The organism is Nostoc sp. KVJ3 (genome assembly GCF_026127265.1).
Taxonomy (GTDB): Bacteria; Cyanobacteriota; Cyanobacteriia; order Cyanobacteriales; family Nostocaceae; genus Nostoc.
This window is the reverse complement of record NZ_WWFG01000002.1, coordinates 2123121-2144909: the sequence shown is the minus strand read 5'-3', so window position 1 is coordinate 2144909 and position 21789 is coordinate 2123121. Positions and strand designations below refer to the sequence as shown.

General features: G+C 44.5%; 10 protein-coding genes and 1 pseudogene. 4 read left to right on the top strand and 7 right to left on the bottom strand.

Annotated features, from left to right (window positions below):
- Positions 1–186 precede the first annotated feature (186 nt).
- The 4 genes and pseudogenes from GTQ43_RS25125 to GTQ43_RS25110 form a co-directional block, all read right to left on the bottom strand.
- The gene (locus GTQ43_RS25125) at positions 187–1593 is read right to left on the bottom strand and encodes a family 2B encapsulin nanocompartment shell protein (RefSeq protein WP_265275426.1); all 1407 of its coding nucleotides are present in this window, start codon (positions 1591–1593) and stop codon (positions 187–189) included.
- A 577-nt stretch (positions 1594–2170) separates the two neighbouring features.
- Positions 2171–3580: a family 2B encapsulin nanocompartment shell protein gene (locus tag GTQ43_RS25120; protein WP_265275425.1), complete on the bottom strand. Its 1410-nt coding sequence runs from the start codon at positions 3578–3580 to the stop codon at positions 2171–2173.
- A gap of 178 nt (positions 3581–3758) precedes the next feature.
- Positions 3759–4088: a hypothetical protein gene (locus tag GTQ43_RS25115; RefSeq protein WP_265276596.1), complete on the bottom strand. Its 330-nt coding sequence runs from the start codon at positions 4086–4088 to the stop codon at positions 3759–3761.
- 42 nt (positions 4089–4130) lie between these two features.
- Positions 4131–5938: pseudogene (locus GTQ43_RS25110) on the bottom strand (terpene synthase family protein); the annotation flags it as partial.
- A gap of 1304 nt (positions 5939–7242) precedes the next feature.
- Between GTQ43_RS25110 and GTQ43_RS25105 the strand changes: the two are divergent.
- The 3 genes from GTQ43_RS25105 (at position 7243) to GTQ43_RS25095 (ending at position 13910) form a co-directional block, all read left to right on the top strand.
- Complete coding sequence (locus GTQ43_RS25105) at positions 7243–8124, top strand: phosphodiester glycosidase family protein (RefSeq protein WP_265275424.1); 882 nt, start codon at positions 7243–7245, stop codon at positions 8122–8124.
- 114 nt (positions 8125–8238) lie between these two features.
- Complete coding sequence (locus tag GTQ43_RS25100) at positions 8239–8568, top strand: threonine dehydratase (RefSeq protein WP_265275423.1); 330 nt, start codon at positions 8239–8241, stop codon at positions 8566–8568.
- Positions 8569–9131: 563 nt separating this feature from the next.
- Entirely contained in the window at positions 9132–13910 is a 4779-nt protein-coding gene (locus GTQ43_RS25095) for a CHAT domain-containing protein (protein ID WP_265275422.1), read from the top strand.
- Positions 13911–14092: 182 nt separating this feature from the next.
- On the opposite strand, the gene GTQ43_RS25090 is transcribed toward GTQ43_RS25095, so the two are convergent.
- Positions 14093–15310, bottom strand: coding sequence for a glutathione S-transferase family protein (locus tag GTQ43_RS25090; protein WP_265275421.1), 1218 nt, complete (start codon positions 15308–15310; stop codon positions 14093–14095).
- Between the two features lie 720 nt (positions 15311–16030).
- The gene (locus tag GTQ43_RS25085) at positions 16031–17248 is read right to left on the bottom strand and encodes a glycosyltransferase family 4 protein (RefSeq protein ID WP_265275420.1); all 1218 of its coding nucleotides are present in this window, start codon (positions 17246–17248) and stop codon (positions 16031–16033) included.
- Between the two features lie 263 nt (positions 17249–17511).
- Between GTQ43_RS25085 and GTQ43_RS25080 the strand changes: the two genes are divergently transcribed.
- Positions 17512–18774 (top strand): transposase, encoded by a 1263-nt coding sequence (locus tag GTQ43_RS25080; protein WP_265275419.1) that lies wholly within the window; start codon positions 17512–17514, stop codon positions 18772–18774.
- 51 nt (positions 18775–18825) lie between these two features.
- Here the strand turns inward: GTQ43_RS25080 and GTQ43_RS25075 are convergent, their stop codons facing one another.
- Entirely contained in the window at positions 18826–21549 is a 2724-nt protein-coding gene (locus GTQ43_RS25075) for a CHAT domain-containing protein (protein ID WP_414859136.1), read from the bottom strand.
- Positions 21550–21789 lie beyond the last annotated feature (240 nt).

Here is a 21789-nt window from a genome sequence, read left to right as displayed (position 1 = left end):
ATTACAGTCATTGCGAGCGAAGCAATCCCAGCCCCCGCAATTGCTTCATTTCGCTATCTCTACGAGACGCTACCGCGTTAAGCGAAGCTATGCCGAAGGCTTTACGCTCCATTCGCAATGATATTGTGTAATTAATTTTGTTTGAGTACTTATCCCTAAGTAGATTGATAAGATGCTCCGCCTCCTTCAGTGTCCAATTTCGACATCTTCGAGGATGCCGAGTGCATCAGGGACGAGAACAGCTGCGGAGTAGTAGGCGGTGACAAGGTATGAGATGATAGCCTTTTCACTAATGCCCATGAATCGGACAGACAAGCTGGGTTGATGTTCGTCGGGGATACCAGTCTGATGTAAGCCGATAACGCCTTGATCTTCCTCTCCCGTGCGGAGTACAAGGATGGAGCTAGTCTGAGTATCAGTAATAGGAATTTTGTTACAGGGAAGAATAGGTACGCTTCGCCAAGTAGTCACCATGCTGCCATCCAGGTCAATGCTTTCTGGATAAATGCCGAGGCGGTTGCACTCCCGACCAAAGGCGGCGATGGTGCGGGGGTGTGCCAGGAAGAATTTTGACTTCCGCCGCCGAGTCAGCAGTTCATCGAGGTCGTCAGGGGTGGGTGGGCCGTTGCGGGTGTAGATGCGTTGTTTGAGGTCGGCGTTGTGTAGCAAGCCGAATTCGCGATTATTGATTAACTCATGTTCTTGACGTTCCCGCAATGCCTCGATAGTCAGCCGCAGTTGTTGTTCGATCTGGTTCATCGGTTCGTTATACAAATCGGCGACGCGAGTATGCACCCGTAAAACGGTTTGGGCAACACTCAATTCATATTCACGGGGCGAAAGTTCGTAATCTACAAAGGTTCCCGGTAACTCAGTCTCCCCAATATGCCCCGAAGCTAACGCGATCGCAGCTTCACCATACTTGTTCTGTGGGACTTGTGGGCGAGTTCTGAAGCGATCGATGTGAGTCTGCAATGCCTCTGACTGGTTGAGCAGTTCCCGAAACGCCTGTTGTGGTAGTGCCAATACCGTGGTTCGGGTCAGAGCCTTGATTGTAAACTGCCAATTGCTCTGGGAGTCTACCAAGGTGCGATCGCCAAAATAATCACCATCGGCTAATACACCCAACACAGGTTGCTCATCATACTTGCCAACACCAATCTTGTTCACCTTCCCATGAGCAATCAAAAAAAGCTGATTGGCTGGCTGGCCTGACTGTACTATGATGTCACCTGGTGCGAACTCCTGTTGAACAAATCGACTCGCCAAGGCGTTCAACACCTCAACATCGTCAAATTCTCGCAGCAATGGTAACTCACCAAGTTCCTGGGGAATCACCCGCACCTCCTCCCCGGTGTTGGTAAAAGTCACACGCCCATCGCCAAAGGTATAGGTTGACCGACGGTTCACCCGATAAGTGCCACCCTTCGTCTGCACCCACGGCAACATCTTCAACAACCACCGCGAGGTAATGCTCTGCATCTGCGGTGCAGATTTGGTCGTCTTCGCCAAATTACGCGCAGCTGCGGTACTTAAACTCAGCTGGGGTTGCCCACCCTCAACATCCAAATTTGACTCGATAGATTCTGTCATCACCTCATCCTCACTCTCTAGTTACTAACAAAAGGCGGTTAGAAACCGCGCGCCAGTTGCTTCTCCTGTCGGAGACGCTGCGCGAAAAAGTCGGGCATTGCCCGCCCAACGCACTGGCTTCTCTACACAAGCAAAACCCACGCAGGTGGGTTTCAAACACTCAATTTTTTCTTAAGACAAAACAACACCCCAAAAATCGCCTCAAATCTATATACAGATACACTTTGACATCGTTCTGCTTTGTTTGTTGATATATCTGGGTTTCAGCCATTTTTGGTGATTTGGTGTATTTCCCTTTCCCTGTATGGGTTTTAGGCTTATTTTGCCCTCAAAAATATTTGAGTTCCATTAGTCGCGATCGGCGGACGAGAGTTTGTGTAGCCGCGAATTCTATTGCCCTGTCTCTAAGTTGACTGCGCGAAAAGACACATTTAAATTTTGAATTTAGGACTTACGCAAAAACTCTCTGAAACTCTTATTTCTTTGTGTCCTTTGCGTCCTTTGCGGTTCGTTTTTTCATGATTTTGCGTAAATCCTGGAATTTTGAATCTTTCAATCCAAAATTCGGCAATAATCTTCAGAGTCCGATTTGCACGTCTTCGAGGATACCGAGTGCGTCAGGAACGAGGACAGCTGCGGAGTAGTAGGCGGTGATCAGGTAGGAGAGGATAGCCTTTTCGCTAATACCCATAAATCGAACGGACAGGCTGGGTTGATATTCGTCTGGGATACCAGTTTGATGTAAGCCAATTACCCCTTGTTTTTCCACACCTGTACGAAGCAAGAGGATGGAACTGGTGCGGGCATTGGTAATGGGGATCTTGTTGCAGGGGAAGATAGGTATACCCCGCCAAGCAGGTACGCGGTGGCCACCCAGGTCAATACTTTGTGGGTAAACGCCAAGACGATTGCATTCCCGACCGAAGGCGGCGATGGTGCGGGGGTGTGCTAGGAAAAATCCCGGCTCTTTCCATACAGTAGCCAGCAGTTCATCGAGATCGTCGGGAGTAGGTGGCCCGTTGCGGGTGTAAATGCGCTGTTTGAAATCGGCGTTGTGCAGCAACCCGAAGTTGCGGTTGTTGATCAATTCGCTTTCTTGACGTTCTCGCAATGCCTCGATAGTCAACCGCAATTGTTGTTCGGTTTGATTCATCGGTTCATTGTACAAATCCGCGACACGAGTATGTACCCGCAACACGGTTTGAGCCACGCTCAACTCATATTCGCGGGGCGAGAGTTCGTAATCTACAAAGGTTCCTGGTAACTCAAGCTCTCCGATGTACCCTGATGTAACCTCAATGGCAGCTTCCCCGTATTCGTTTTGTTCTTGTTCTGGGAGACTTCTGAAGCGATCGACTTGAGCTTGCAATGACTGTGACTGGTTAAGCAGTTCTCGAAACGCTTGTTGTGGTAGCACCAATACCGTGGTTCGGGTGAGTGCTTGAACTGTGTATTTCCAATTGCTTTCAGGCTCTAGCAAGGTGCGATCGCCAAAATAGTCACCGTCGGCTAATACACCCAATACGGTCTGCTCATCATACTTGCCAATACCAATCTGGTTGACTTTGCCGTGAGCGATTAGGAAAATCTGATTGGCTGGCTGACCTAACTCCACAATGATGTCACCAGGTGCGAACTCTTGCTGAACAAAGCGACCCGCCAAGGCGTTCAACACATTAACGTCGTCAAACCCTCGCAGTAATGGCAACTCACCAAGTTCTTGGGGAATCACCTGTACCTCGGCTCCGGTGTTGGTAAAAGTCACGCGCCCATCGCCAATGGTATAGGTTAACCGACGGTTCACCCGATAAGTGCCACCCTTCGTTTGCACCCACGGCAACATCTTCAACAACCACCGCGAGGTAATGCTCTGCATCTGCGGTGCAGATTTGGTCGTCGTCGCCAAATTACGTGCAGCTGCGGTACTTAAACTCAGCTGGGGTTGCCCACTCTCAACATCTAAATTCGACTCGATGGATTCTGTCATAACCTAACCCTCTACTCTTTACTAACAAAACGACTTTACAAAACTCAGTGCTGAATCTTGAGTGCTTTTGGTATATGCTCCGCCTCTTATGAGGGTCTTTTAAGTCGGCACTCAGGACAGGCTAAACGCCTTGCTACCTCTAACGGAACTTATGACTTTGGACTCACACTACCAAACTCTATTCACCAGCAAAATAACCCGACCCTACTTGACCGAGTACTAAACTTAAACCCCCTACACTAACCAACGATCTGATCCGTGCCGCCGAAGTGCCTAGCCCTGTGGGGCCACTGGGCAGTCGTCCTTCTGCCGAACTATTACGCAATTCAAATTCCTTATAGCGATCCACCGTTATATGCCACTTGAGGACACCGCACATCCACTGCTGGAGTTTCTCGACGTATCCGTACAGTTTCTCGCGGGTACTTGTATCCAGATCGAAATCGTCGAAGAGGGCTGGCAGTTCAGTAGCTACGATGTGTTCAAACTGGCGGGCCCGATAGGTCATCAAGTTGTTGACAACCTCGACAGCCAGCGGCAGATCGCAGTTGAGGAATTGCTGAACAACCAGCACGCCATTATTGAGTTCGCCCTCGAATTCTATTTCTTTCTGGTAAGAGAAGATGTCGTTGGTCAAACAGGCAAAGTCGGCGGCGGAATTATCCAACTGGCGCATCGATCGCGTCCGATAGATATCCTGGGGATCTCGTCGCCCTGAGCTAGTCGAGACAGGCTCATAGTGAGATCCGAGCCAAAGGTCTTACGGCGCATCTCAACATAATCTATGGGGTCTGGAATCCGATTTTGGATCTGATTGGCCAGTTCCCATAACCAGCTTTCGGTCATGTCCTCGATCGCCCGGCGAAACTGACCTCGCGCATTTGCTGACATGGGGCCAGCTGTACGAGACCACAGATCGGCCAAGCCCCGTTCCACTGGGTTGGTCGGGTCTGGGACGGGGCTGGAATCGAGAGGCATAAACGCCGACAATCGAGCGTTGAACACTTTCGCACCCGCCATGTTGCGACTGTGCCCATAGAGCGCTGGGAAGTAATCATCGGCATAAGTTCCCCAAACCAGCCAACCCGCCGTCAGATTTAGTTCAGGCCCCGACGCATTGGGATGGATTAACGCGCCACATAAGGCCACGTCAGCAACATCGAACTTGTGGTCATCCCAGATTGTGGCTTCAGGAATACCAGGTAGTGAGTCCAGCATCCCCATTTGGCGGGCCCATTCCTTGGAATGTTGCCGCGCAGCATTTAGATGGGGATTCAAACTTGTAGTGAACGGCATATAAAACTTCGGCAGTGTCACTGGCCCCACATGCTGGTATGGAACATGAGTAAAGCTCTTGAACCTTCCTAAACCCAAAGCACTGTATAATGAACTAATCCGTGCAGCCGATGTGCCCAATCCAGTAGGCCCACCTAGAAGTAGCGAGGAATTGTCCCCTCCCTTGTTCATGTAGCGGCTCGACCTCAAATGCCACTCATGACCTCCCGACTGCCAGTCCTGAAGTCCTTTGATATATAACAGAACATTCACACGAGCCACAGGGTCTAGTCCATGCTCCTCAAAGAGAGGGTGCAGTTCAGTAATGGCGGTGTTGTCGAACTGCTGTAACCGAGAGGTCAGCAGTTCATTAGTCAGGTTAGCCGCCTCCTGCGTACTCACATTCAGGAATTGCTCCAAGACCAAGACACAGTTAGCGTTCTCGCCTTCATCCTCTACTTCTCTCTGGTAAGAGAACAGATCGTTGCGAAGATGCACGCCATCGGCAAATGTGTCTTTCAGTACACGCATCGGTCGAGTTTTGGCGATTTCAGCCGGAATTTCAACAAATACCGCGTGTTCGACAAGATCCGCCGACCACGGTGCGCCACCAACCTTACGACGCATCTCAATGTACTCAATGGGGTTGGCAACCCGATCCTGGTTGATATTAGCGAGTTCCCACAAAGATTCTTCGAGGAGGTTCTTGGTACTCTCAAAGAACCGGAGCCGCCAATTCGCAGACTTGGTGAATGCGGTGCGAGACCACAGGTCGCCCAAACCACGTTCCACAGGGTTGGTAGGAACTGGTAGGGTGTCGATGGGGTATATCGGCATAAACGCCGGCAGTCGGTTGAGATACTCTTTCGCACCTGCCATATCTTGGGTGCGCTTATAGATTTCTAGAAAGTGATCGTCAAAGAAGAACACCCAAACGTACCAGTCGGTTACTAAGTCAAGCTCCGTCCCTGGCGCATCTGGATGGGTATAGGAGCAAAGCAAGGCGTAATCGTGGGCATCAAATGTACGCTCGTCCCAAATAGGGGAGCTTTCGGCTTCCTCTGGTGAGCCAAGTATCCCCATCTGGTATGCCCAATCTTTGGAATGCACCCGCGCCGCTTCCAGGTTTGGGTTCAACCGCGCGGGCCAAGGCATATAAAATTCTGGCAGTTCAAAGGGTTGCATGATCTGCGCGTAACCTCCTCTGGAGTCTTCTTGCTGTCTTCATTTCGTGGCTGAGATGAACTGGCAGTTGATGAGCATCTTCACCAATCGCGCTACGTCCCCACATATCGCTTGCTTGTGGTGGTTCGTGTCAAAGGAATAATACAAAATGCTCTGATTCCAAATGAAGAACTATGTAACTTTTAGCTCAAGTTCCCTATGCCCAAAAATAGGGGATTTGAAAAGTCTGTTTGAATTATTACTCATTTCAGATAATGACAAATGAATGTTTAGTAATTTATGGTGTTCTCACAATCTTTCATGGTTATAGCAAAAAAGCAATAGGTAGGCTTAAGCATTTAAACAGATAGTTAAATTAAATATTGAACAATTAGAAGACACTTAAGACAGTTAAGCAGATAGTTAAATTAAATATTGAACAATGATGAAGACAGTTAAGACAGTTAAGACAGTTAAGCAGGTAGTAAAACTATTTAAGACAGTTATTAAACAATAATTACTGATTGTAAATCTTTGCAACTAAAGCAATACAGCTAGTACCGCAGGGCGGAATTAAAAATTAAAAATTAAAAACGAATACAGCATGAGGGTTTCATTGATTTGGAATGGGTGGTTTATTTCCGCCGCACTGTACTAGGTTCATCTGCATACCAGGTAGATATCCTAAACCCAAAGCTATATACGATCGGTTCGCTTATTTCACAAACAGAGTTTTAAGTAACAACCCGATCTCAAATCCGCAATAAATCGCCGTCTCTTCAGGAAATTTATCCATCAATTATTTATTGACAGACTACTATAGGCTTGTTATAAATTACTCACTACGGATTTTGGTTGACCTTTTTTTAATTAAAAATTAAAAGTTAAAAATTAAGAATTAAGAATAATAATAATTTTTAATTAATTAATTTTGGGTACAAGCCCCCACCCTTCGGGAATTAAAAATGCAAAATTAAAAATTAAAAATTTCAGAGAATCCCCTCAATTTTTAATTAATAATTTTTAATTTTTAATTGGAGCGAAGCGACTTGTGGTGGTTCAAGCCCCTACTGATTGCAATTTTTAATTAATAATTTTTAATTTTTAATTGGAGCGAAGCGACTTGACTGTTCATAGCTGAAACATTAATCTAATTCAAGTTAATCGCTTATTTTCAGCTTAAAGTATCTGAACTAGATTAACTTTGTTTGAGCTAACTACAAATGAGAAAAATTAAACTACTGGGTTTGATATTAATTGGTTTAGCAATGGTGTTGTGGTTTAATTTGCGTTCCTCAACACCGTCGATATCTAGTGTTGCATCTTCACCACCAAAAACTATCCGCTACTTTGAGCGTACTTTGCCCCAAAGCATTGCTCATATTCTACTGGTTCCAGCTAATGGCAGATTTTTGGTGACTCCAGCATTATCACAGAAGGTAGCCACTGTAGAGGAATTTGCCCAAAAGCATCGAGCCATAGCTATCTTAAACGCAGGGTTTTTTGACCCAGTGAACCAAAAATCTACATCCTATGTCATCCGACAAGGGAAGTTGGTAGCTAATCCCAAGGAAAACGATCGCCTGGTAAATAATCCCAACTTACAATCTTATCTGAGTCAAATTTTCAATCGCACAGAGTTCCGCCGTTACTTATGTGGACAGACTGTTCGCTATGATATTGTCCTGCACGGTGCGTCACCACTAGCAGGTTGTCAATTAGTCGATGCTATCGGTGCAGGGCCAAGCCTATTACCAGAACTCACTTTAGTAAAAGAGGGTTTTGTGGATAATGCCAATAAACGAGATGCACTTGGCAGCAACCAACCCAATGCCAGGACTGCCATCGGTATCACCCGTGATGGTAGCGTTGTTTTAGTTATGGTGGCTCAAAAACCCTCGGCTCCTGCTAACTCTGGGGTATCCTTGCCAACACTAGCTGATTTTATGAAAACTCTTGGTGCTGCTAAAGCAATGAATCTGGATGGAGGCAGTTCATCTTCGCTTTATTACAATGGCAAAACCTTTTACGGGAAGGTTGATTTGGATGGAAATCCTATTAAGCGTCCTGTTAAATCGGTTTTGCTGGTTCAGGAAAATATCTAGCACTCCTACCCTGAAGGTGCAGAGTGGGAATATCGGGGTTACGCCTACCCACTGGTAGATTTTTGCTATGGCATCAATCTGGCGATCGCAATTGAGTAACAATGATAATAGGCAATGATTGAAGGTGCTGTCATGCTTCGTCTAACTCAAAGTATTCAGAACTTGTTCCTTCGTATTGAAGGCTTGTTTGGTGTTTTATTCAAAAGTGTTTCCAATTTCGTCGGAAATGTATTTGGTTTTTTTGCCAAGCTTTTCGGATTTACTAAGTCTGGTTATTTCTTGGAATCTGATGCGGTGCAAGGCATAAAACAAGCTTCTGCAAAAGAGCCAATTGCAACGAATCGGGATAACACTGCTAAACTTCTTACCACTAACCGCCGTCGTCCTAATGCCAAAATTGACGACTACTTCCTGAATATGGCTCGTGATATGAAAAAGAATTAACAAAAGCTAGGACTAACCCTTTTAAGGTGACTTGTAAAATTTCTTTTTTCTCTCTGCGTCGCGCCAGTTGCTACAAGTCTCTTAACCGCAAGGGCGCACTGGCAACTCTATTGTCTCTGCGGTTAAAAAGTCTTTTTTTTAACCGCAGAGGCACAGAGAACACAGAGTTAAGAGGTTAAAAACGAGTCTATTTAGCAAAATTTTTACCCATCTTGAAAGGGCTAGGGCGTGTTTTCAAAGTCTTAGATCCCCCCAACCCCCCTTAAAAAGGGGGGCAAAGAGTCTGTTAAAGTCCCCCTTTTTAAGGGGAGCCACTGCGCCCTTGCGGTTTCCCGACTTGAAGCACGTGGCGTGGATTTAGGGGGATCTAAAAAGTTAGGAGGCTAAACGAGCAGTTTGAAAATACGCCCTAGGTTTAAGACTAGGCTGTTGACTCTGTGCCTTTTTAGGAGTTAAAAAGTCATTCAAAATATATGTCAATATATGTCAGCACACATCTTTTTCTCAGTGATAGTCTCTAGCACTATATTGTAGTAACAGGTTGAAAACTTGGGAATATTTCGATGTTACCACTGATCTCCATTGTCATCGTCAATTACAACCGAAAGTCTTACCTTGAAGAAGCGATCGCCAGTGTCTTAGCGCAAACATGGCAAAACTTTGAGTTATTGATTTGGGATAATGGTTCCACAGATGGATCGGTGGCGATCGCTCACGCTTATGCTCAACGAGATGAGCGAGTGCGGGTGGTGGAAGCAGACAATCAAGGAGTTGCTGCGGCTTGTAAAGCAGCGATCGGCCAAACTAGCGGCACTTACGTCGGTATATTAGATAATGATGATATCCTTGCTCCCACCGCTCTAGCCCAAACCGCTACACTTCTAAACCATCACCCAGAAACGGGATTTGTTTACACCGACTATTTAAATATCGATCAAAATGGCAAAGTTATCGGTTATGGTCATCGCTGTAGTATTCCCTACTCCCCAGTAGGTCTGCTAGTTAACTTTATGACGTTTCACTTCCGCTTGATGCGGCGATCGGTTTACGACCGAGTCGGAGGTGTTAACGAATCGTTCTCTTGCAGTGCTTATGATTATGACCTATGTCTGAGACTTTCAGAAGTAGCCCAAGTGCTACGAGTCAAAGAGCCACTCTATTTGTACCGGAATCATTCTCAAAATATCTCTGTTACTAGAAAAAAAGAACAAATACTTTGGTCTGCAAAGGCGATCGCTCAAGCACTTTGGCGACGCGGATTAGCAGATAAGTTACAAATCGATGTAGAATTACTTACAGGTCGCTTTATATTGCGGCACAAAAAACCTCTCCTGCACAACATTGCCGCTTCAGTGCTAGCTGTTGTGCCTCTGGTGAGTGCCATGAGTGCAGGATTAGCCCAAGCACAACGAATTGTCCCTGCTGCCGATGGGACAGGCACAATTGTTACACCTAACGGCAATCGAATTGATATCACTGGCGGTACAACTTCTAGGGATGGTGCTAATCTCTTCCACAGCTTCCAACAATTTGGGATTTCACCTGAACAAATCGCCAACTTTCAAGCTAGTCCAGCGCTGCAAAATATTCTTGGTCGCATTACAGGTGGGAATGCCTCGGTCATCAATGGTTTAATTCAGGTAACAGGTGGCAATGCTAACCTCTTCTTGATGAATCCAGCCGGATTTATTTTTGGATCGAACGCCAGTTTAAATGTGCCTGGTGCTTTCACGGTGACAACAGCTAATGGTATTGGCTTTGGCAGCAGTTGGTTCAATGCTATTGGTGTTAATGACTACGCTAATCTAGTTGGAAACCCCAATAGTTTTGCCTTTAGTACAAACCAGCCAGGAGCGATCGCAAATGCCGGAAATTTGGCAGTAGGTGCTGGGCAGAATTTGACCTTATTGGGCGGTACTGTGGTCAACACCGGGCAAATTTCAGCACCAAGAGGGCAGATTACTGTCACATCTGTACCTGGACAAAATTGGGTGCGTCTGAGTCAGCCAGGAAATTTGCTGAGTCTGGAAATTCAGCCCCTCGCCTCTAGTAGTAAGCAACCCAATAACTGGACAATCCCCATTGCATCTTTACCGGAATTACTCACAGTTGGTAACACTGGGTTAACAACCAATCCTGACGGGACTGTAAAATTAACAAGCTCTAACAATACTATTCCCACAACACCAGGGACAACCATTGTTTCGGGGAAAGTTGATGTATCCAGTCAAATAGGGGGTACAGTAAGTGTTCTGGGTAAAAAAGTTGCCGTGATTGATGGCAAAATCAACGCCTCTGGAACCAATGGCGGCGGTACTGTGTTAATTGGCGGCGATTACCAAGGTAAAGGGACTTTGCCCAACGCCGAGGATACTTACATAAACTCAAACTCCGTCATTAATGCCGATAGCAATTTGAATGGAAATGGTGGACGGGTAATTGTTTGGAGTGACAAGACAACGGGATTCTCTGGCAATATTACCGCTCGTGGTGGGCTTAACTCCGGCAATGGTGGTTTTGCAGAAGTGTCGGGTAAAGAGAATCTGGTTTACCGTGGCAATACTGACCTGAGTGCGAAGAATGGTATTGTTGGTAACTTGTTGCTAGATCCAACCGATATCAATATTGTAGATGGTACTAACGCAGCTGAAGATACCTCTCTGCCTCAAATCTTTCAGAACGATTCCCCAGCAACTTTTACAATTTCCAAAGACGCTTTAGAAAATCAGAATGCTGCTGTTAATTTGGCAGCGACCAATAATATTGCGATCGCTAATGGGGTATCGTTGAATTTTGTTAATAATGGTGGCGGTGCGATCGCTTTTACCGCAGATGCAGATGGTAATGGTGTAGGTGCTTTTACAATGGGGACAGGCGACACCATTAGAACCAATGGCAGAAATATCACCATTTCAGGAGCTAGCTTGTCTTTAGGAATCATCAATAGTAGCAGCTTCTTTAACAACCAGGGTCAATTTATTACTAATGGCAATGGTGGTAATATCACCTTATCTGCAAGAGACAATATTACTGCTAGCGATCTGATTGCTAGAGGACAAAGTAATAACATAACTACAGGCGGCAATGTTACTGTTACAAGCACCAATGGCGCTGTTAGCCTGGGAAATGTTGACACTAGCGCCATTTCCAATGTCAGAAACAGCAACGCTACTGGTGGTTCAGTCCGCATCGATACATCTAGCAACACTACAAATACACCCAGTAACATCTCACTCAGTTCAATTAAAACTGAGGGAATTGTGTTAAATGGCTTCGGATATGGTAACAATGGTACAGGCACTGGGGGTCAAGTGACAATTAGCACCTCTGGTTCTGGTGCTGTCAGATTGACGGGTAGTTTTGTGAATAATGCAGATAGAGATAGCAGTATTTCTACTATTGCTGTAGGTAATGGTTATGGCACTACCGCTCAAAACGGTGCGATCGCAATTCAACATGGTGGAGGAACAACTAATACTCCATTCAAAGTGGGTGACTCTACTGTGAACGGGACAACATCTGCGATCGATGGTGGAAGTTCTATTATCTCCACCGATAGTTTTCCAGTACTTCCTAATGGAGGCCCAGCACTAAATACCCCAGCAGGAATTACAATCACTTCTGTAAATACACCTCCCCAACTCACTGCCAATTCTCAGCTACCCGATACTCAAACTAACCAGTCAGTGCCTTTTACCTTGGCCAGTCTAGCAGCACAAGTTACCGATATTGATACTGATATTACCTCCATTCGGATTGATACATTGAATGCTGGAACTCTAACGGTGAATGGTGTTCCCGTAAAACCTGGCATTACTACCGTATCTGGGACAGACACTCTAGTTTACACTCCTCCAACTGATACTAATGGTTTACTAAATGCCTTTGCCATTAGTGCAAATGATGTTGTTTCCTCTTCTGCACCCGTACAGATAAGAATCAATGTCAGTCAGACTCCTCCCCGGATTCTTCCCATCTGCTCATTCGGCTGCATTCTCCCTAAACCAGTTGAACCGATCCCCCATAATCCTAAGATTGATAATCCCGTTATTACTACAGATCCCCTCCCCGAAGATAAATTCACCGATGATTTTGCCAACCATTTAGGTATCCCGACTCCTAGAATCAAAACACTAGATGAGGCTAAAGACATTGCTCGCAAAATTGAGGAAGCGACTGGTGTTAAACCTGCATTTATTTACATCAGTTTTGTCCCTGTAGAGATTGTGCCAGAGAGGAATTTAGGCAAAGCTCAAAAATTGACTAAACAGTTGAATACTCTAGCAGAACAGGATAGCGACCAACTAGAAATAGTGGTAGTAACAGGAAAAGGCGATCCTATCCGCAAGCGCATCCCAGAAACGACCAGAGCCAAAGTTCTCCAAGTTGCTCAAGAATTTCGTGACCAAATTGTTAGTCCACAAAATCGTAGCCGTAACGGTTATTTGCGCTCATCTCAACAACTTTATCGCTGGATTATTGCACCACTAGAGGCAGATTTACAGGCAAGAGGAATCAATAATCTGGTATTTTTGCCAGACATTGGGTTACGTTCAACTCCAATGGCAGCACTTCACGATGGGAAGGGGTTTTTGGTAGAAAAATATAGTATTGGTTTGATGCCCAGTCTTAGCTTGACTAACACCCTTTATAAAGACATTAGAAAATCTCAAGTCTTAGCACTAGGGGTTTCTCAGAGTACTCAAGGACAAGAGCCTTTACCAGCAGTTCCTCTAGAATTATCAACATTGCTGTCTAAACTCTGGCAGGGCAAATTATTATTAGATAAGCAAGCCACATTAGCAAATCTCAAAACTGTCCGCCGTCAACAACCTTTTGGGATTATTCACATGGCAACCCATGCTGATTTTACTACAGGCGCTTTGAGTAATTCCTATATTCAACTCTGGGAAGACAAGTTACGCTTGAACCAATTACGACAGTTGCACTTGAATGAACCCGAAGTTGAAATGCTGGTGCTGAGTGCTTGTAGAACAGCATTAGGCGATGAAGAATCTGAACTGGGATTTGCTGGTTTGGCAGTGCTGGCAGGTGTGAAAACCAGTGTTGCTAGTCTTTGGTCAGTCAATGATGCTGGTACAGCAGCATTGATGACAAAATTTTATGACAACTTGAAGAAATCTTCAATTAAAGCAGAAGCCTTGAGACAAGCTCAAGTAGCTATGGCCAAAGGACAGATTTATGTCAAGAATGGTCAATTGGAAGGTTTGGGAATAGTAGGAAACTTACCTTTACCTACTGACGGTGAAGATATTGCCGATCAATCACTAATGCATCCTTATTATTGGGCTGGATTCACAATGGTTGGCAATCCTTGGTAAATTTATGTGTTCCAAAAAATGAATGATCTAAAACCCGTCATTGCGAGCAAAGCGAAGCAATCACAGCCCTTGGGATTGCTTCGCTCCTCTACGAGACGCTCCGCGAACGCTCGCAATGACCAAGCCCCGTTGGGGTGGGGTGTACAGCTGGGGGAAAGACTCTTCCGGGATAGCTAAATTCGCTAATAAAGAGATGCCAAAACCTTATCTGCTGCTGCACGGAATGCAGTTGCAGCACCAGCGCTCATATCGCGGGGCGCACAGATGCGATTTCTCACGTATGCGAGTGTGATGGCTCCAACCGCAGACACAATCGGATCGGCATTATCTTTGCCGCCTACGCGCCCCCAGGGTAGGGGTGCGCCATTGCCATTAATGAGATAGTCAGCCAGCAATCTGAGGTGAAAATCAACCGCTTCTTTAACGGTTGTTGTGTCGCCATTGACTGCCAATGCTTGCACACCGGAGTTTTTGAGGATGTCTCCTAAAGCAACTTCTCGGTTATCAGTCAATCTCTCAGCCGCTTCTGCCCGAAATTGAATTTCTTGGCTAGTAGCTGGATCTGGTGGTAAGGGATTGCCGATTGGTGTTACACCCCATCGACGACGCAAGAGTAAGTTGTTGGTGGTATCATCCGATTTGACGCGGTGATAGGCAGGGCGCTGTTTGAGTGCTTCAAACCAAGTGTTAATGCGAGGATAACGGGGATTTCCCTTAATGTGATATCCTCGATAAACGGGTAAGTTAGCTGCCAAACGATCTAAGTGAGGGCTATAGGTAATATCTACTACGCTAAATGTTGACAAAAAGTAGGGGCCAGGATACTTTCCAAGAAGTTGCTCCAACTCGTCTAATTTAGCTTCAAAATCTGCTTGTAAGATTGCTAACTCTTGAGGATCTTCAGGGGCTTGTCTCAGAAATTTGTAGGCAATATCTCTTACACCATTGGTTTCAGCATCTTCAAGCCACTGCCTAGCAACAGCGTTTTCCTCTGGATTTTCAGGGAGTAAGGTAGTCCCAAATTGTTCTTCTAATGCTAAGAGAATGTCTTTGGATTCATAAACTAACTTTCCCTCAATTTTGGCTGCTGGAACAAGGGTTGTAGGAACTAAATCTGTATACCATTTAGGCTTATTAGTTAAGTCAATAAACTCTGTCGCAAAGGGAATTTCTTTTTCTTCAAGAGCAAACCAAACTCGTTCGCAAAAGGGACACCAAGAATTAGTATCACGATAGAGAAGTACTGGCGGTTCTGTATCTTGCGGCAGTTTATGAAGACTGCTAGGAATGGGAGCAGTAGATGGCGATTGCCCTGGTCTACGTACTCGTCGGGCAGAGGTATTTTTTTGGGCAATTTCTAACAGTTGTTCCCAATTAGATATTGTGTCTTGATTTGACATATTTCACCTGAGCTTAAGTTAATTTTTCCAGAAAAAAGGAATTGATTTTTAACTTTAAAATTTGGTTATATTAGTGGATGAAAATCTATAGAGACAACAAGATATAATTCAATTATTCAAGTATAACCTTAAATAACGATAAATCAGTAGGTTTACCGGAGTTAATAGTAATTATGACATGAGAATAGTTTGAAAGCAAGATTTAATTTATCTATTTTTTGACTTTCTTAAGCTGGCGAAATAGGAAAAGTATCCATAATATCATGTCCGGTACATTGCCGATCGGGAGGTAGGCATGATTAAATGTAATATCTGATGGCGAGCGAAGTATCTCATATCATGTCCGCCAAATTACTTACGATATGTCGTTGCGATCGCAACGAAGTGGAGCGTACCCCTTCGGGGATCTTGCTACGCGCAGCGTCTCCAAGAGTTGCAATCACCAGGACTCTGCGTTCGCGAAGCGTGTCCGAAGGACTTATGCTTCACTCCGTACCCTTCTCCTTCGGAGACGCTATTCGCGAACGGGTTCTCCAACGGAGTACGCAATGACAAGTGTTTAACCGGACATGATATTACGCAAAATATCTCTCAAGCTCTCATTTCTCCGTGTCGCGCCAGTTACTACAAGTCGGGGAACCCGCCCAAAGCAATGGCAACTCTATTGCCTCTGCGGTTCGTCATTCCGTAACTCTTGTATAAGTCCTAGATGAATTAGCGTTACTCTCTCTTGAGACAAACTTCTTCATAGCTTTTACCCGCGATATCCCAAGTGAATTGTGTTTCTACCAGTTGTCTGCCATTGTGAGACAATTCTGAACGTAGATGTGGACGATCAAATAGCTGACTAATAGCGGTGATGTACTCCACCGATTTATTTGCTCGTAATGCCCGTAATGGATGACTAGCACCATCGACAGCTAATCCTTCTAAGCCGCGATCGCTTGCCACTATCGGTACACCAGCTGCCATTGCTTCTAAAGTTTTATTTTTAATGCCAAACCCAGTTCGCATGGGTACAACACAGATGGTAGATAGATGCAAGTATTCTACCATCGAAGGCACACGCCCAATTACATGAATTCCTGGTTTTTGATTAAGTGCTAAAACTTCTGATACCGGATGAGAACCGACAATATCGAAAGTTGTATCAGGATAAAGTTTTTGGATTTCTGGCAAAACTTCATTACTGAAAAAGCAGACAGCATCAATGTTTGCCAAATTATCCATTGCTCCGATAAAAATTAAGCGATGTCCTCCTGGATCGGTAGTACGCTTGGGGAAAGAAACTAAATCTACGCCATTGGGAATAACAGTAATTGCACTATTAGGGTTAAATTCTTGTAGTTGAATTTTATCTTCTTCTGTTGTCGCTACAATTGCCGAAAACTTAGCACAGTAGTTTTGTTCATAACGACGCAAAAGTGGGAGATTAATTTTGTCTCTGAGGGAATTTTCCGAAATGCCTGTTGCTAGTTGGTTACGACAGGTAGCGTATACAGAACTATGAACATTAACTATAGTTTTTAGCTGTTTCTGAAAATGCGCTCGCAGATAAATTTCATTGACGCTATGCTCACAGGTAATTACATCACATTTCCCTGCTTCCACCCAGTTATCAATCCATGCTTGCATCTCAAGTGAGTAGCGATTGAGTACACTTGGCGGTGTCCCTTGTTGTAAAAATCTACCAAATCGCTTTATTTTCTTCAATATTCCAGTGGTTCCCGAATCTAGCGGGCGTTCAAAAATGGCTAAATGAGCCACATAATTACGTAATGCTGATACTTCTGCGTCTGTTACATCGCCTTCGCGTTGAGTCACTAGGGTAATAGTATGGCGTTGACTCAGGTATTTCAGTAAATTAAATGTTCTGACTTGGGTTCCCCCGCGCGTTGGTGGGTAAGGAAAGGTGGAAGATAGCATTAAAATGTTCATATAAGTGATGAATCAAATGTGATAAATACACCATGACCTCATTGAAGGCTATATGTCATCATTTAACAGATTCGGCGGAATTCCCCGTCCCTCTACAGGGCGGGGATGGATAGCTTTCTTGATGACGAAAACACCTCCGACTAATATCAACCTGTGGTTGATAAGGAAGCGGGGTGTAAGAGATGCCACTAATTATTGTATTTGATTACTTTACCACAATATATATTTATGGTAGAGTACAGATATCAAGGAGGTGATGTTGAGTGTTACACAAGGTTGTACAAGTCCGTTTATATCCGTCAGTTGAGCAGCAAATTCAATTAGCACAGGCTTTTGGTTGCGCTCGTTGGTGGTGGAATTATGCTCTGAATAAGTCAATTGAGACTTATAAGGAAACAGGGAAAGGACTTAGCCGTGCAGCGCTCAACGCACTTCTTCCATCGCTCAAAAAATCTGTTGATACGATTTGGTTAGCTGATTGTTACAGTCAAGTTTTACAGGCTACAACACTAAATCTAACCACAGCGTACAAAAACTTTTTTGAGAGCCGCGCTGGATTTCCTAAATTCAAATCTAAGTTTGGAAAACAGTCTATCCAGTATCCTCAAAACGTATTGATTGTAGATGGTAATGTCAAGCTCCCTGGCGATATCGGGATAGTCAAAGCCAAAATACACAGGGAGATTGAGGGGAAAATTAAAACTGTTACTGTAAGCAAAACGCCTTCTGGCAAATACCTTGCATCTATTCTGACTGAAATTGATGAGCAGACGCTAAAGGGGGTAGAGGAGTTTGTAGCGACTGCGGGTGAAAATCCGGTTATTTCAGAAGGTAAGATATATGGGATTGATCTAGGTTTGAAGCACTTTGCTGTCGTCACTGACGGCGAAAAAGTTTCCAAATATGATAATCCTAAACACCTTGCTAAACATGAGAAAAACCTCAAACGTAAGCAGAAAAAATTAGCACGTAAAGAGAAAGGAAGTAAGTCAAGGAATAGATATAGAAAAGTTGTTGCCAAGGTGTACGAGCGAGTCAGTAATTCGCGGCAGGATTTTCTACATAAACTTAGTTATAAGTTGGTCAGCGATAGCCAAGCTGTCATAGTAGAAAATCTTCATGTAGTAGGCATGGTACGCAATCATAAATTGGCAAAATCAATATCTGATGTTGGGTGGGGAACATTTACTAATTTCTTAGCCTATAAGCTGGAACGCAAAGGTGCGAAGTTGATTGAAATTCATAGATGGTTCCCCAGTTCCAAACTCTGCTCTGATTGTTTTTATCAAATCAGTGAGTTGTCATTGGATGTCCGTGAGTGGACTTGTCCTCATTGCAATGCTCATCATGATCGTGATGGGAATGCGGCGAAGAACATAAGAGCAGAGGGTATCAGAATGATAAAGGCGGAAGGTTCAGCCGTCTCTGCTGTAGGAGGGGAGGTAAGTCCTAAACTTGGGCGAAAGTCTAAGTTTGGGCATTCCCCCGTGATTACAGAAGCTCCTAGTTCAGCTTTATGCTACTAGGAGTAGTTCACTTGCACAGATGTCTGAAAAAAGATACTTGCAGTCTCCAAATTACAACCAATTACCAATCAACACATAGGCAGACCAAAAGCTTGGTGCTTTGTAGTTAGGATGGTTGAACAGTCGTAGCTGGGCTTGGTGGACTGCTTCGGCTTTGGTAATTTTCCCACTCTTGAGTTCTTGATAGAAAGCACTGACGAACATTGCGGTCGATTCATCATCAATCTGCCACAGGGAAGCTATAGTACTGCGTGCCCCAGCTCTTACGGCTGCTCCTGCCAAACCAAGTGCTGCTCGGTTGTCTCCTGCTGCTGTCTCGCAAGCACTTAAAACTAATAGCTCGACTATAGTTTTACCCTGACTGCGGAAGAGAGTATCAAAATCTTTCACATTGATCTGACCATCAAAATCCAAAATAAAAGTGTCTTCAAGACGGGAACTAAACTGACCGTGAGTTGCTAAATGCACTATGTTGAATGGAGCAGCACCAATTTCACTCTCTAAATTCTTTTTCTTAAAATCTCCATCTAGTAGGCTAGTTGTGGAAATTCCTGCTTTGGTAATGCCGTTAAATTCAGATTTGATCGCAAGTAATGGTGCAAATTTGGAAAATCCTGGTGGCGGCTGTGTCAGTCCTGCGGTTAGCGCTCTTAGATGCTGTTTGACCAGTGGTTTAGGGTCAAGGAGTTGCAGACCTACGCTCAGAGCAACTGCATATTTTTCTACCAGGTATTGCTTACCATCATAAAGAGCTGCCATTGGTAAATTGCGTAATGGCCCATCTAGGACGAACACTAGGGTATCTACACCACTTTTTTGCAATTTTGCCTCAATAGGTTGGAGCAGCCAGTTGTAAAGTTGGTGCGCCTCGTTTTGGACTGCTTTGATAGCGGTGGGATTGACAAGATTTTTTCGCAGTTTTATTAATAGTTTTTCTACTTCTGTGTCGGAAATCTCAGTGGTGTAGCTTTGCAGGGGTTGTTTGGGAATTTTGACAATTACCTGGAGTTCTTTTTTAAGAATAATGGGATAAAGGATGGCAGCTGTGGGATTATCTTTGTCTACTACTTGATCGAGGGCTACTTTTTTACCTTGTAGGCAAGCTTCCCGGAAGAAGTCGTCCAATTCTGCTAGTTGGAGTGCTTCAATGCGCCGACGTGCTTTTTCTAATATTTTTTGATCTGATTTTCCTTCTTGGGATTTTAGCAGTAACTCTACTGACTCTCGGTAGATGGGTTCTACGCTATCCCGAAAGTTAAATTGCACATCTTGGTTGACTACATCTTTATTAACTACTAAATCTTTGCGGAGAGATTGGATAGTTTCTACAGCAGCATCATAGGCTGCGATCGCACCATTGATATCTTTTTGTGCCCGGAGCAATCTACCTAACTGCCACTCTAAAGTATAGGTAATTTCTGGTGCATTGCTGCTCTGTGCTAAGGCTAATCCTTGCCGGGTAAGGTCTTGCGCCTCTGGCAACTGTCCGGTTTCTTCGTACAAGCCGCCTAAACTCTTCAGTGCATAAGCTTCTGCCCGCTTGTCTCCTAAAGTGCGGGATTGCTGGATGGCACTGGCAAGTAATACTGCTGAGTCTTTTGTGCTAAATCCTGAGTAGTAATGCTGACTGGATGCTTGCAATACACCAGTTTTAACTTTTGCTAGACTTTGTGAATAATTAACATGAGCGTAAATACTAGCACGGCTGAGGGGGAGTTGATTGAGTCCCAACTCAATCAACGGTAAGAGAGTGTAAACCTCTTTCCATCTTTGATCTTCAATGAGTAGGCTGAGATGATTGAGTTGCGCTTGGATTTTGATCAGAGGTGAAGGAGACGCTGCAACTGTTTGTTCATAATAGGCGATCGCCTTTGCTTTGTCCTGGTTTTGGCGAGCATTATTCCCCAAGCTGAACAGACTGGCCCCAATATCGGCATTTGATTGCAGATGTTGAGCAATCATCAGACTTTCTTCTAGCCTTTGACGTGATTTTTCCAAATCGCCCACTACCAAAAGGGCATCACCGAGCGATCGCAAACTCACTGTCTTTTCTATAGAGTCTGGTTGAGATTTTAAGGTCTGACTTACCCGATCGAGTGTCTTAATCGCGCGAGGGTAAAATCCTTGGGTTCGCCACGCCTGTGCTTGATTGATTAGCGATCGCACCACGCCGCTTTGATTATCAGCTTGTCTGTAAATTTCTTCTGTCTGCTGCCAAGTTGCTAAAGCCGCCTCCCCTTGTCCCATCTTCAGTTGGAGCCGACCTTGAATATCCAATGATTGGGCCAATATTTGCAGATTTTGGTTTTTATCTTGTCCTTTGAGCAAATTTAAGCTCTCTGCAATTGCTTGCTCTGCCTGACTCCATAAACCAAGTTGCTGGTAAGCTAGGGAAAGATTACTCAGTGTTGCTGCTATTTTGAGGCTTTCTCCTTGCTGCTTATACGCTTGGACAGCTTGTTCTAATACTTCTACCGCCTTGGCAAAGTTACCGGAATTGTATAAAATTTTGCCTTGCTGTAGTAGTGAGCTTGGGTCAGTGACTACAGGCAGCGATGTGAGACTGTTAATTTGTAAGTGGGATAAAGAATTAATTGAGTCAGGAACTTTTGCTAGTACGGGTGAACCCAAGATGCATAGCAAAGCTATCAGAAAGTACAAAGGCAAACGCAACAATTGAGCCAGTGTGGTTTTATGCCAATGCCCTAGCTGCTTTTGCCTTTTAACTTTTACAGAATTCGCGCCAAAAATCCTAGTTGTTTTAGCCATAAGCATGACAAGAGATCGTTGATAACCAGGAACGCACAGGATTTACTATAGTTTGGGCTACCAGGGTAATATTACCATTAACATCCATGACTCGTGTCTAAGCTTCCACAATCTTATTTATCATGGCTTGAATGACTAAATTACATTGTTACAAATTCCACCTAATTAGACATTTCTAGAAATTAAATATGCGTTATCCAGAACTCTTGTAGAGAGGTGTTAGCCTAGCCTAGCCCAGTTCAATTT